The sequence below is a fragment of the uncultured Mailhella sp. genome (genome assembly GCF_905187505.1).
Taxonomy (GTDB): Bacteria; Desulfobacterota; Desulfovibrionia; order Desulfovibrionales; family Desulfovibrionaceae; genus Mailhella.
Window position 1 is genome coordinate 1 of record NZ_CAJJIC010000058.1, and the last position, 13320, is coordinate 13320.

General features: G+C 58.6%; 11 protein-coding genes. 5 read left to right on the forward strand and 6 right to left on the reverse strand.

Translation table 11 applies throughout. The annotated features are described in order from the left end of the window. Positions 1-166: 166 nt before the first annotated feature. The 5 genes from QZZ60_RS06805 to QZZ60_RS06825 all read right to left on the reverse strand — a co-directional run bounded on the left by QZZ60_RS06805 (position 167) and on the right by QZZ60_RS06825 (position 6801). Entirely contained in the window at positions 167-1135 is a 969-nt protein-coding gene (locus tag QZZ60_RS06805) for a DUF6282 family protein (protein WP_295639665.1), read from the reverse strand. Positions 1136-1262: 127 nt separating this feature from the next. Next, the gene (locus QZZ60_RS06810) at positions 1263-3032 is read right to left on the reverse strand and encodes a UGSC family (seleno)protein (protein WP_295639667.1); all 1770 of its coding nucleotides are present in this window, start codon (positions 3030-3032) and stop codon (positions 1263-1265) included. 123 nt (positions 3033-3155) lie between these two features. Next, complete coding sequence (locus QZZ60_RS06815; protein WP_295639670.1) at positions 3156-4697, reverse strand: HAMP domain-containing sensor histidine kinase; 1542 nt, start codon at positions 4695-4697, stop codon at positions 3156-3158. Continuing rightward, entirely contained in the window at positions 4694-5404 is a 711-nt protein-coding gene (locus QZZ60_RS06820) for a response regulator transcription factor (RefSeq protein ID WP_295639673.1), read from the reverse strand. Before QZZ60_RS06820 ends, QZZ60_RS06815 begins: the two co-directional genes overlap by 4 nt. Positions 5405-5841: 437 nt before the next feature. Continuing rightward, positions 5842-6801, reverse strand: coding sequence for a DUF362 domain-containing protein (locus QZZ60_RS06825; protein ID WP_295639676.1), 960 nt, complete (start codon positions 6799-6801; stop codon positions 5842-5844). A 347-nt stretch (positions 6802-7148) separates the two neighbouring features. On the opposite strand from QZZ60_RS06825, the gene larB reads away from it, so the two are divergent. The 4 genes from larB to QZZ60_RS06845 are packed head-to-tail and all read left to right on the forward strand — an operon-like array spanning position 7149 to position 10588. Then, positions 7149-7802 (forward strand): nickel pincer cofactor biosynthesis protein LarB, encoded by a 654-nt coding sequence (larB, locus tag QZZ60_RS06830; protein ID WP_295639679.1) that lies wholly within the window; start codon positions 7149-7151, stop codon positions 7800-7802. Next, positions 7799-8599, forward strand: coding sequence for a LarC family nickel insertion protein (locus QZZ60_RS06835; protein ID WP_295639683.1), 801 nt, complete (start codon positions 7799-7801; stop codon positions 8597-8599). The genes larB and QZZ60_RS06835 overlap by 4 nt, the downstream gene beginning before the upstream one ends. Further along, entirely contained in the window at positions 8596-9441 is an 846-nt protein-coding gene (locus QZZ60_RS06840; RefSeq protein ID WP_295639685.1) for a tRNA(Ile)-lysidine synthetase, read from the forward strand. Before QZZ60_RS06835 ends, QZZ60_RS06840 begins: the two co-directional genes overlap by 4 nt. A 37-nt stretch (positions 9442-9478) precedes the next feature. Then, the gene (locus tag QZZ60_RS06845; protein ID WP_295639688.1) at positions 9479-10588 is read left to right on the forward strand and encodes a DUF362 domain-containing protein; all 1110 of its coding nucleotides are present in this window, start codon (positions 9479-9481) and stop codon (positions 10586-10588) included. Between the two features lie 163 nt (positions 10589-10751). Here QZZ60_RS06845 and QZZ60_RS06850 read toward each other — a convergent pair whose 3' ends face one another. After that, a complete protein-coding gene (locus tag QZZ60_RS06850) occupies positions 10752-11639 on the reverse strand; it encodes a LysR family transcriptional regulator (protein ID WP_295639690.1) in 888 nt (295 codons plus the stop codon). A gap of 428 nt (positions 11640-12067) precedes the next feature. Between QZZ60_RS06850 and QZZ60_RS06855 the strand changes: the two genes are divergently transcribed. Beyond that, complete coding sequence (locus tag QZZ60_RS06855; protein ID WP_295639694.1) at positions 12068-13096, forward strand: alpha/beta hydrolase; 1029 nt, start codon at positions 12068-12070, stop codon at positions 13094-13096. Positions 13097-13320: the final 224 nt, after the last annotated feature.

Here is a 13320-nt window from a genome sequence, read left to right on the forward strand (position 1 = left end):
AAACGTTTCAAAGACCCCGCTTCTTCCAGAGATTGCCCCAGTACCGGCATTTCCGTATGTCCTGCAGAAAACAAAGCGTGGGGAAAAAGACAGGTCCTTTTCCCCATTCTTTACTTGCCCCGGAAATACGGTTCATTATCTGACAACCAATACGTCCGGGCCTTTTTTACTTCAGCCCCAGCAGATACGCAGGCACCTTGCGCGTGGCAATGTCAAGCTCATTGTCGGCAAGCCCCGCCTTGCGAAGCCCGCGCAGGCAATCCAGCATTCCATCTACGGGATTCGGCATCTTGGACATTCCAAGATCGGAAGAAATGAACTGGTGGGAAGGATCCAGCTTGATGTATTCGACAATCTCTTCCAATTTGGTCTGACGGGCCTTCTGATAGGCAGGCACAAGACAGTGTTCGCCGTTATAATAGGGTAGAATGGAATGTTCCAGATAGGCGCCGTTTTCCAGACACTTCATGGCCTGATCCTTGGTAAGGAACCAGAACGTCTGCGTGCAGTGCGTGACCACAAACTTTTTCACGCCCACTTCTTTCGCCTTGGCGGAAAGAGTCACGCACTCCTCTGGAGAGGAATGCCCGGTGGCAAAAATAATATCCTCATCACGACACAGCTCCATTACCTTGACGACCTCGGGCAGGACCTTGCCCGCCCCATCCAGGATCGGAACGCCGGTCTTTCCCGCTCTCTTCATGTCATAGGCCGACTGGTAGGTGGGCATCCATATGCAGCGGCAACGGCCCCCGGTAAGCTGCGTGGCCATTTTTGCCGCCTGCACATTGACTTTCGGACCGTAATTGAGATTAAGGGCAATACCGCCAAAGACGTCGAGTCCCGGTACCATGTCGCTCAGCAGATACGCATTGTCCGCGGTGCAGAAGTCATGACATTTAAACATGACCGCTCTATATCCGTTCTGTCTGAACTGGCGCGCCAGATTGAGCTGATCAATGGAGCGATTGCGGACATCCGGCGCTGCATGGACATGCATTTCAATAATGCCGTTCAGGTCCTTGTCCACGGAAGGCAAAACGGCCTCGGCGTTTTCATGGATGAGAGAACCTACGGCAACGACGGTACCGGCAACGGCCGCACTCTTCAAAAAATCTCTGCGGGAAGTAGTCATGGATCCTCCCAGGAACATATTATTTTTTCTTTCATGTCTTGCGTGAATAGGTACGAAACGCACTTTTCCAACATCTCTGCGGGCAGCGGGGAATTTTCCACAGAAAATTCCCCGCTGCAGAAGGAGGTTACTCAGCAATCTTCACGGAAACGGGCTTCCATACCTGGGGGAAAGGAACCCAGAACTGAGACTGCTTGCCCGGGCCACCAGAGACGACGAGCTTGATGGATTCAGGCTGCGTGAATCTGGGAATAAGCGTATCGTCGTTGTAGTGGCCGAACGCCTCAGGAGGCATACAGATGCCCTTGGTGTAGAACTTGTACGGCAGAGCGATGTTCTTGACGAGATATTCCTTGATGGCTTCCTTGCTCTTCATGTCGCGGATAAGAGTCTGAGCATGTTCAGGACAGACGACAAGCACCGCATACGTCACCGAATTGTTCCACTGACTGAGCGCTCTGTCGTACGGGCTTTTGGCGTCACGAACGTGCACGGTGAGACAGCTGCCTATGCCCGAAGCCGTACCGGCGATGCCAGCGCTGAAGGTGTTCAAAAGTTCCTGGCTGGTCACGCTGTCGTGGTCGATATTGGCATTCGGTAGATAGGACGTGGAAATGGTCACGATGCTGTCGTTACGGGAAAATCCCTGTTCTTCAGCAAAGGACTGCTTCCACGGCGTCCCTTCGAAATTCTCACAGACCACGTTGGCGATGAGATCAAACGAGGAGCCGTGCGTGCTCTTATCAAGATTGGGAGGAACAGAACCACCGACGACGTCGCCGACAAGATTGACGAAGTATCCAAGAGCGTTGGTAGCCGGATTCTCACCTCCGGCCGTGCCTGTTCCTTCGTTCAGCTTGAGCTTCTTGATGATGGGACCGCTGATGATGATGAGCGGACACGTGGCTGCAGTGGTGGTGGAAGTGCCTCGCCACGCTGCTTCCGGCTGCTTCATGGCCTCTACCGTGGCGAGCAGCAAGGGCATGTGTTCCGGCCTGGCTCCGGCCATAACGCCGAGCGTGGCCACAAGCTCCACGGTGAGCATTCCGTTGCGGGGAGGAACGACCCACACCACTTCTGAAGGATCACGCTTGGTTCCCTTGAGCATTTCGGCCACCTTGTCCACCGTGGGCGGCACAATGGGAAGCGAAAGGGACCACTTGCGCTGGGCGAACATCTTGTTCACATCGGCATAGGAACCGGTGAACTTGAATGTGCGGGCCGGATAAGGTTTTGCCTGAGCGGCAGCGTTTTCCTTGGTGGGCTGCCACTGCGTAGCCGCCTTGATAATGTCGTCAAATGCCGCATCCACTTTGGCATGAACTTCCTCCTTGGGAATCATGCCAAGAGGATGGGGAACCTCCACGAAACAAAGATCTGTCAGCCCCTGGCTTTTCTGCGTGCCGCGGGCGAGGGTAACGAACTGATCGGTAACAATGGTCACCGTGGGGATGCCGAGCTTTTCAAGATTGCACTGGTCAACTACCAGCCATGAGGTACAACTGCCTCAGTCACCCTGGGAGGCAATGACGAGATCGGGCTTAACGGAGGCCACAGCCTTGGCCACACGCTCCGATTCGGAGGCAGAGCCGGAAATGCCGTTCAGGCTGGGGTCGGTCTTATACGTCTTGATGACTTTTGTGTTGGGATATTTCTGAGCCATGAGCTCCGCAATGCGATCCAGAACGACATCGCCGTTGTGCTTGCTGTTCCAGCGCAGGGCTACCGTCTTGCCGTCAAGCGAGGTGATGCGCTTGGCGGGTTCCACCTGGGCGAGCTTGATGACGCCGGAAGGATTGACGAGTTCCCACTCCTGCGGCTTTTCCATGGCCTGAGCCGAAAAAGCCCCAAGAAGCAGAACAGTTCCCAGTGCGACGATCCGGGAAAGTTTCAACATACCACTTCTCCTGTTAGAATGTTCCGTTGAGGCTCCCCAAGGAGAACCTCTCATTTGTGAAAAAGAATACACGAAAACGGAATCAGGTGTGATAAGGAAACTAAAACTATTGTAAAGTTCTCTTTACATTTCCGCGCCGTCTTCCCAGAGGCCGTGCCCTTTTTTCTTGACGGGAAACCACAAACGGACGGCAAAGCCTCGGGGACGCCGGTTTTCGTACTCCATTCTGCCCCCGCAGGCCTCAATGCAGTATTTTACAATGGAAAGTCCCAGCCCCGTTCCTCCGGGATGCGTAACCGCGGCGCGGCCCCGAAAAAACGGCTCACAGAGGGAAGGCAGATCTTCTTCGGGCACGCCAGGGCCGCTGTCCATGACGGATATCACAATTTCCGCATCCTTTTTTTCCGCACGAATGACAATGGGTCCGCAGTCTCCGGCATAGTGCTGAGCGTTTCTCAGCACGTTGCTGACCATGCGCTGAAGGTAGTCTCTGTCGGTCACCAGGCTCAGCCCCGGCTCAACTTCCACGTGCACGTCATCTTCCGGAGCCTCGCCCTGAACGGTGGAGGAAAGAAAAGAGCACAAGTCCACCACCACGTCCTTCGGCGTGTTCATGGCCGCCTTGGCCTGAAGGTAGGAAAGCACTTCTTCGGTCAGAACGGAAAGCCGCTTGATGTGCCTGAGCACCTGCTGCACGCGGACGCGCTCGTCGCCGGAAAGCTTGCACTCCAGCACGCCCAGCCCCATCTGCGCCTTGGCCAGCGGCGTGTTCAGCTCGTGGGCAACATAGCGTATGAACTGCCTCTGCCCCGTGAGCATGCGGTTCATGCGCTGAGTCATGGAAACAAGCGCGTAGCCCACCCGGCCGATTTCATCCTTTCGCGCTCCGGAAAAATCCCTGTCGCTTAAAAACGGCCTGTCCACGCAGGAAAACTTGTCGAACTCCACCTCCTCCGCATACTCTGCCATGCGACGCAAAGGGCGGGAAAGGTGACGGACGAAAGGAAGCCACCAGAGAAAGGATACTCCTAAAATCGCCAGAACCAGAAGGCACAGGGCGTCGAAATCAAAAAAAAGGCCGTGCCCGTCCACAGTGTCGGATTCCAAAACCACAAGCACGGTATGAATCTGCCTGTTGCCGTCGGGAATGTACATGACTCTTCCAAGCCAGTAGCGGGAAGGAGAATCCGTATGCCGAAAAAGCGCGGGCGGCACGGGCGGAAGTCCGTATTCCACGTTGCTGTTCTTTCCCGCGAACATGGTGCTTCCCATGGGATCCCAGAACATGACTTCGGGGGACGGACAGAAGGAATAAATGGCGCGGGGAAGCTTTTTGGCCTGTTCGACCATCCGCTCGGGAATGGCCGTATCCCGTATGGACTCCGTATCCAGAGACTGAAGATGCACATGCACAGGCAGCCTTCTGGCGTGAGGTTCGAGAAGTTCCTCCCACTCCAGCACGGAATGATACTGAAGATTGGCACTTATGACGCGCAGTGCGCTGTCAGCCCTGGTGCTGAACAGGGACGCGGGCAATATGCCGTCCTGCCCTCTGCCCGCCATGAGATAAAGGCTGAACCCGCACCCCAGAACGGCCAGAAGCACAAGATTGAGCAGCATCCACAACGTGATCTTGACATACAGATTGCACCTGAGCACGTTCATGCCTCATCGTCCTGGCGAATGAAGGCATACCCCATGCTGCGCACGGTACGGATATGCGTGTTTGTGCCCGTGGCATCGGCCAGTTTCTTGCGCAACGTGGAAATGTGCACGTCCACGCTGCGGTCGAACTTGTTCCATTCCTTGTCGGCAAAAAGATTGAGCAGCGTTTCCCGGGAAAAAATGCGGCCCGGCTCCTTCATCATGGCCTGAAGAATCTGAAATTCCACATACGTCAGTTCCATGGGGCGTCCCCGGAACGAAGCCTGAAGCGTCCGGGGATTGAGCTCTATGCCGTGAACGCGCAAAACTTCCTCACGCCCGTCGTCGGAAGCGGCACTGCGCCGCAGAACGGCGCGCACGCGGGCAAGCAGCTCCCGGGAGGAAAAAGACTTGGGCACATAGTCGTCGGCTCCAAGCTCAAGCGTGACTATGCGGTCCGTTTCGTCGTTGTGCGCGGAAAAGATGATGACCGGAACACCGCTCTTCACGCGGATGCGGCGCAGGACCTCCACTCCGGGCACGTCGGGAAGCATCATGTCCAGAAGCACCAGATCGTAGCCTTTTCTGCCGAGAGCGGCAAGACCTTCCTCCCCGCTCATGCGGTAATCGAGCGCTATGTTCTGAAGTTCCATGTAGTCCTTGACCAGGAGACAGAACTCCTCGTCGTCATCTATCAGAAGCAGTCTGCCGTTCTTCTCTTCGCTCATGGCAACGTCCCGTTGAAATACCTCGTAAGAACGCCGGGCTACCGTCCGGCTCCGAAAGCCTCGCACCGGCATTCCCCACTCTCCATAATACCATCGTAGCGTAAACAATTCCCCGAAGGCAACGCGCAATGTTGTAAAAAAATGTGAAGCAAAACCTCGCTCAGCAACGCCCGCGCAAGGCTTTGCGGCCATTAGGAATACGATTTTTGCGGCAAAACCTGCCGACATGACAAAAACAAAAAGTGGGGAAAGATACCGGGCCCGGCAAAAAGAAAAAACGGCGGCAAGGCATTGACGCCTTTACCGCCTCGTCAGCAAAGTTCGCTCCTGCAAAAGAGAACAGCGCCGGCGTAAAAGCTGATCCGCTTTTACGCCGGCGCCCCTCTCCTGAAAAGAAAACATTTCGTTGCGCCGCTTTCTCACGGCGTGCGGCAAACCTACACCCAGATCAGCTCGTATTCGCTGCTGCCGAGCCCCGTTTCCTTCATATAGGAAAGCTGCCGCAGCCCTTCGCGGCTTTCTATGCGCTCCACCATGGGCGCACGCACGTTTTCAGGAAGCGCATAAATCATGTCCACCGAAGCTCTGTCCACCGCCTGAATGTCCGTGGAGGCAAGAATGCCGAGATCGGGCAGACGCACGGGCTCGGCCGCCACCCCTTCGCAGTCGCAGCTCACCGACATGTTGCGCAGCACGTTGACATAGGCCATATGCCCGTTGAAATGATCCACAACGGCCCGGCCTCCCTCCACCATGCGTTCCATGAAGGGGGCTCCGCCCGGCCATCCGCCCTCGGGCGTCACTCTGTGCAGCTGCTGCTTGCCGACCTTTCCCGAGGCACAGCCTATGGAAATGTTCTTGAGCGATCCGCCGAAGCCGCCGAGCGTATGTCCCTTGAAATGCGTGAGCACCAGCATGGAATCATAGTTGAGAAGATGCGAGCCCACGGCAAGTTCCTTGATCCACCGGCCGTTCTTCACCGGCAGGGAAACATCGCCCTCTTCGTCCATGATGTCCACGGGGCAGAAAGTCCAGCCGTTCTGCCTGATGACCTCCCTGTGTCCTTCCGTCGTCTGGCGCGGGCTCGGATAAAGAACGTTGCATTCCACGATGGCGCTCTTCGGAATGGAGGCCTGAAGGTCCCGCACCCATTCGCGGGGAAGAATGTTCGGCCCGTTCGGCTCGCCGGTATGGAGCTTGATGGCCACCCTGCCCGTTATGCCGCCGCACACGAGCGCATACATTTTCCGCAGAGACTCGCTGTCCAGAGACTTCGTGGCGTACACCCTGGCCTTCGCTTCCGCAGCCCTGCCGCGACCGGGCAGCGCTGCGCCCGCCGCGAGCGTGCCTGCCACAACTGCCCCGGCCCTGAGAAAAGTCCGTCGAGATATGCCCATGAGTACCTCCTGGTCAACGCATGAATACGGCGGGTTCCCTGCCCGCTCATTATCGTATGCTACAAAGGTACGCTCGAAAAAAACAGATACGATCCTCTCAGCTTTTTGCCCGATTCTGCCGTACTCGTCCGTCTTCTCCCGCACCCCGTCCCCGCCGCGCTGTTGACATCTCCGCCGTTTCATGACAATGCCGGAACCCTTCGGCAGAATCAGGCAAGAAATCGAAAGAATAGTATCTTTCTTTCTTCTGGTCCGGGCTCTACATTTCGTGTCATGGCCATGTCCCTGTCCATGGCAACTTGCGAAAAAGCTCCGGGAACGCTATTTCCCTTGCAAGAGGAACCATCATGAATCACGGCATTCTTTTCGATCACGCCCGCGCCTCCCGCATCGGTCTGCCCGAAGCGGTCTTCTGCGAGGGAAAGCCCGTCGCCGCAATCCGGGAACTTCTGGAATCCTTCGGCAGAGGGTCGGGGCGTCCCATACTGTTCACGAGGCTCGCCCCGGAAGTGTTCGGGCAGATGCCGTCGGAAGTGCAGGAGCAGTACGACTATCATCCGCTGTCCCGCACAGCCTTCGGCGACACCCTGCCGGCCCGGAGCAACGGCAGGGTGGCCATCGTGTCCGCCGGAACTTCCGACGGCTCCGTCGCCTGGGAAGCGGCCCGGACGCTGCAGTATCTCGGCATAGATCACGCCGTGTTTGAAGACTGCGGCGTGGCGGGGCTGTGGCGCATTGCGGAGCGACTGGATGAAATCAACCGTTTTCAGGCCGTCATCGTCGTGGCCGGACTGGATGCGGCGCTGGCCAGCGTCATGGGCGGACTCACGCCTCTGCCCGTGTTCGGCGTGCCCACCTCCGTGGGCTACGGCGTGGCAAAAGGCGGGAATGCGGCGCTCTCCAGCATGCTCTCGAGCTGCGCCCCCGGCATTGCGGTCATGAATATCGACAACGGCTACGGCGCAGCCTGCGCCGCGGCGCGCGTGGTAAACAACTTATGAGCAGCGAACATCACGAACATCATCACTCCCACGAACACCATTCTCACGAACGGGAAAGCGCTTCCGGACCGGTGCTGACCATACGAGCCCATTCCGGGCTTTCCGGCGACATTTTTCTTGCCGGCCTTCTCTGCATGACCGGCACGACGCCGCAGCAGATGGAGGCGGATCTATCTTCCATCATGCCCGAACTTGCGGGCAGCGTTCAGCTCGTGCGCAAGGAAGTGAACCACATAGGCGGCTGGCACGCCGAAGTCACCCTGCCCCACCAGCATGAGCACCGCACGCTTGCCGACATTCTTGCGCTCATCGCCTCCAGCGGCATGAGCGAAGGCGGCAAGGAGCTCTCCTCCCGCGCCTTCACTCTGCTGGCTTCGGCGGAAGCGGCCGTGCACGGACGCCCTCCTGAAGAGGTTCACTTTCACGAAGTCGGCGCGCTGGACAGCATTCTCGACATCTGTCTGAGCTGCGAGCTGTTCCACCGACTCTCCCCCTCGCTTTTCGTGGTGAGCCCTCTGCCCGTGGCCGACGGCTTCGTTCACTGCGCTCACGGCATTCTTCCCGTGCCTGCGCCCGCCGTGCTGGAACTCATGGCGGACGTTCCCGTGCGCCCCTTCCCCGGAGAAGGAGAAACGGTCACCCCCACGGGCATGGCGCTCGTGAAGGCCCTCGGCGCAAAGTTCGGTCCCTGGCCTGCCATGAGAGTGGAAAAGAAGTCCATCATCTACGGCAGCCGCGTGTTTGAAAACGCGCCCAACGGCGCCATTTTCGCCTGCGGCAGCCCGGAAGAGGCATGAACGTGCTTTCCGACGCCATCATGAAAGACAAGACGCTTTCCAGGTTGCAGGGCATTCTCTCGGACGTGGCGGAAAACGGCCGGTTCGCCCTTGCCTACTCCGGCGGCCTCGACAGCCGTTTTCTCGCCCATGCCGCGACTCTTGCGGGTTTCTCTCCCCTGCTGCTGCACGTGACGGGTCCTCACGTCCCGCCGGAAGAACATGAGTTCGCCCGCACCTGGGCAGAAAAGCACGCGCTTTCGTACCGGGAGATCCCCGTCGATCCGCTGAATCTTCCCTCCGTGGCCTGCGGAGCAAGAGACCGCTGCTACGAGTGCAAGAAGACCATGTTTTCAAGGCTCATGCAGGAAAGCTCCCTGCCTCTTTGCGACGGCACCAACGCTTCGGACCTGCTCGCGTATCGTCCGGGACTTCGCGCCGTGCGTGAACTCGGCGTCACGTCTCCGCTCGCGCTTGCCGGGCTGACCAAAAAGGACGTCCACGACCTTGCCGGGAAAACGGGCATGGAGCTTGCCTGGCAGAAACCGCGTCCCTGCCTTCTCACCCGTCTCCCCTATGGCGAGCGCCCCACAAGGGAGCTTCTGAGCGCCATTGCCTCAGGAGAGAACGCCATACGGCAGACCCTCGTCCGGCACGGCCTGCCTCAGGCGGATTTCCGCCTGCGTCTCGTGGCGAAGAACAGGCTTGAGGTGCACATGCTCTCATCCGACACGGCTCTCATGCCCGCAGAACTGGGAACCGAACTCGTCAAAAACGCCCATGAGGCCATGCCCGGCCTTCCCAGCCCGGTCCTTTCAGCTCAGGAAACGCTGTCCGGCTTTTTCGACAGAACATCCGCATAACTTCTTACCGCACATACCCGCACCAGGAGGATTTTCCATGGCAGCATCCAAAGTTTACTTCACCGACATGCGCTGCAAAGTGGGCGTCAGCCTGCTCGACAAGCTCGACAAGCTCATCCGCGCCGCCGGCATCGAAAGCATCGACTTTGAAAACAAGTTCGTGGCCATCAAGATGCACTTCGGCGAACCCGGGAACCTCTCCTTTCTCCGTCCCAACTTTGCCCGCGCCGTGGCCGAACGTGTGAAGGCTCTCGGCGGCCGCCCCTTCCTCACCGACTGCAACACCCTCTATGTCGGTCGCCGCAAGCACGCGCTTGAACATCTCGACGCCGCGTATGAAAACGGCTTCTCGCCGCTCAGCACCGGCTGCCAGATCATCATCGCCGACGGCCTCAAGGGAACCGACGACGTGGAAGTGCCGCTGGAAGGCTGCACGGAGTTCACGAGCGCCCGCATCGGACGCGCCATCATGGACGCCGACATTTTCATTTCCCTCACGCACTTCAAGGGTCACGAAATGACGGGCTTCGGCGGCACCATCAAGAACATCGGCATGGGCTGCGGCAGCCGTGCCGGAAAAATGGCCATGCACTGCCTCGGCAAGCCCACGATCGACCATGAAAAATGCCGCGGCTGCCGCACCTGCTCCCGCTTCTGCGCGCAGTCGGCCATTTCCTACGGTGAAGACCACAAGGCCACCATCAATCATGACCTGTGCGTGGGCTGCGGCCGCTGCATAGCCACCTGCAACTTCGACGCCATTTCCAGCAAGACCGACGCCGACAGCGGCATTCTCAACCGCCGCATGGCCGAATACACCAAGGCCGTGGTTCAGGGGCGCCCCTGCTTCCACATCAGCATCGTCAATCAGGTGTCGCCCTGCTGCGACTGCCACGGCGAAAACGACGCCGCCGTGGTGCCGGACATCGGCATGTTCGCCAGCTTCGATCCCGTGGCGCTGGACAAGGCCTGCATCGATGCCGTCAACGCCGCGCCCGTCATCGCTTCCAGCGTGCTCGGCCAGTGCAGTCACGGAGATCATGACCACTTCACCAGCATTCACCCCACCACGGACTGGCGCAGCCAGATTCAGCACGCCGAAGCCATCGGCCTCGGCACCGCAGAATATGAACTGATCACCCTGTAGCACGACGCTCCGGGCACGATGAAAAGGGGTCGCTGATGCGACCCCTTTGTCTTTCAGGCCAATGCCCATGCCGTCCCTGACTTCGGCGGATCAACGCCGCGCCTTTTTCTCCCGCGGTCGACCTGCCTGACGTTCTGGACTCCCGCAAGGGAGGCATGACCCGTCATGCGCCATGTTCGACCATTTCTTTCTGAAGCGTTTCAAGAAAGGCCTCGGCCGCTCGGGAAAACACCTGGTATTTCTTCCATGCCACGGCAATGCCTACTTCCAGCCTGGGTTCCAGGGGGCGAAAGCAGAGAGGGCCGTCTCCGCAACGTATGATTCCGTCAAGACAGAGCGCATACCCAAGCCCCTGTTCCACCAGCAGCGACGCGTTGTAGAGAAGATTGTAGGTGGACACCACGTGCAGCCTGTCGAAACTTTCTCCCAGCCAGCCGGAAAACTCATTGGTCACGAGCGTCTGACGGGAACAGATCATCGGCACGTCCCGCAGATCATCAGGATGCAGTGCCGACTTTTGGGCAAGCGGCGAATCCGAACGCATGAGCACGCCCCACCGGTCCGTCACCGGCAGCCTTATATACTCGTAACGGGAAAGGTCGGCAGGTTCGATGAACACGCCGAAATCCACCAGGCCCTTGTCCAGCCTTTCCATGACGTCCTCGGCATTGCCGCTGAAAAGATGAAAGGACACATGCGGATGGACCAGACTCATCGCTCTGGCGGCTCCGGCGATCACCTTCATGCTCCGCGTCTCTCCGCCGCCTATGCGCACATCGCCGCTCACGTCTTCGTTCGTCGAACGGAACTCCTCGGCCGTGCGGTCGGCAAGGGACACGATTTCCTGCGCACGCCTGCGGAGAAACTTTCCCTCCTCCGTGAGCGTCATGCGCCTTCCTCCGCGCAGAAAAAGCCTGCAGCCGAGCTCGTCCTCAAGCTCCATGAGCTGCCTCGAAAGCGTGGGTTGCGTGATGTGCAGAAGCTCCGCCGCCCTTGATATGTTTTCCTCTCCGGCCACGGCCAGAAAATAGCGCAGCACTCTCAGTTCCATGATCTTCCCTCCTGCCGTCTCCGGACCGGCGCTCTTTGCGTTTCCATGGCATCATGCGGCCCGCACGCCGGCCGTGCCGAAACCGGATGACGGGCCGCTTCCCGTGCTCCTGCGGCCCGTTCCACGGCAAAACCCGCATTCTCTTTTCCGCCCGGCAGACCTTCGCTTACGATAAAGCCTGCCCCAGCGTCGTCCCGCGCAATTCCCATCCCGCCGATGACGCACCTCTCCACGCCGAAAAAGACTGAAAAAACGAAGACGACGATCGTTGCGGCGACAGACGCTTTTCTTTCCAATACTGATTAATTTCATGCCTGTAAAGCATTGTTTTCGATTTTATATAAGCATTTGCTATAGAATGGCGTTTTTCCTATAACAGGCAGGTCATTCCTTCAACCTTCTGTCCGGCAGGCGATTGCGGAGTCGTCATGAATCATCTTTCCCGAGGCATCATTGCCGCACTTCTCTCTCTTGCATCCGTCACTCCCGTCATGGGCAGGGAATCTTCCTTCCCTGTTCCCGACACCGTCAGCCCTCAGTTGCAGGCCATGATAGGTGCGGGCCTTCCCCGGGGCTGGGACAAACCTCCCCGCACCACGGAAGAATGGAAGGCCTGGATTTCCGCCGTGGCAGAACAGCAGAAGGCGGCTCTGCCCGCCCTGCGGGAAAAGCTCGGCGTGACCATGACGCACGCCGTCATGGCCGGGGTGCCCGTCTTCATTTTTGAACCCCGGAACGTGCCGGACGACGGACGCGTGCTTCTCAATCTTCACGGAGGAGGCTATGTGCTCGGCCCCGGCGAGGCGGGCACGCAGGAAGCCGTGCTCATGGCCGGAATCGGCGGATTCAGGGTCGTGTACGCAGACTACCGGATGGCTCCCGACTTTCCGTATCCCGCGGCCATCGACGATGCCATGGCCGTTTACCGGGAACTGCTGAACACGACTCCCGCACAAAGCATAGGCGTGTTCGGCACGTCCACGGGCGGGGCCATGACGCTCATTCTGGCTCTCAGGGCCAAGGCAGAAGGCCTGCCGCTTCCCGGTGCCCTAGCCTCGGGCACCCCGTGGGCGCAGATGAGCAAAAAAGGCGACAGCTACTTCACCAACGAAGGCGTGGACAACGTTCTGGTAAGCTACGACGGCTGGCTGGCCGGAGCCGCAAGGCTGTATGCCGGAGAACACGACATGGAAGACCCTTTTCTCTCCCCGGTCAACGGAGACGTTCACGGCTTTCCTCCCACTCTTCTCACCTCCGGCACCAGAGACCTCTTTCTCAGCAACACCGTGCGCATGCATCTCAAGCTGCGGGAATCCGGCGTGCCTGCCGATCTCATCGTATTTGAAGGTCTTTCCCACGCCCAGTACCACATGGACGAAAACATGCCCGAAGAACGCTTTCATTTTGAGGAACTCGGACGATTCTTCCGCAAGAATCTTGCCGAAAGACGGTCCTGATCAAACGACGGCGCAAGGGAAAAGCCCTCCACGCCGTTTCATCCTCTCCTTTGCGCCTTCCGCCGGCATCCCGCACGTGCACGCAGACAGCGTCATCGACCCGCCGGCTCTTCCCCTCCTCGATCTGCCGTGCCCGGGCTGTCTCCGGGAACGGCCACGTCACCACCATTAACCCCCCCGAGGTCTTCCATCATGGAAGCTGTCATAAGCCGGTCTCATTTCGC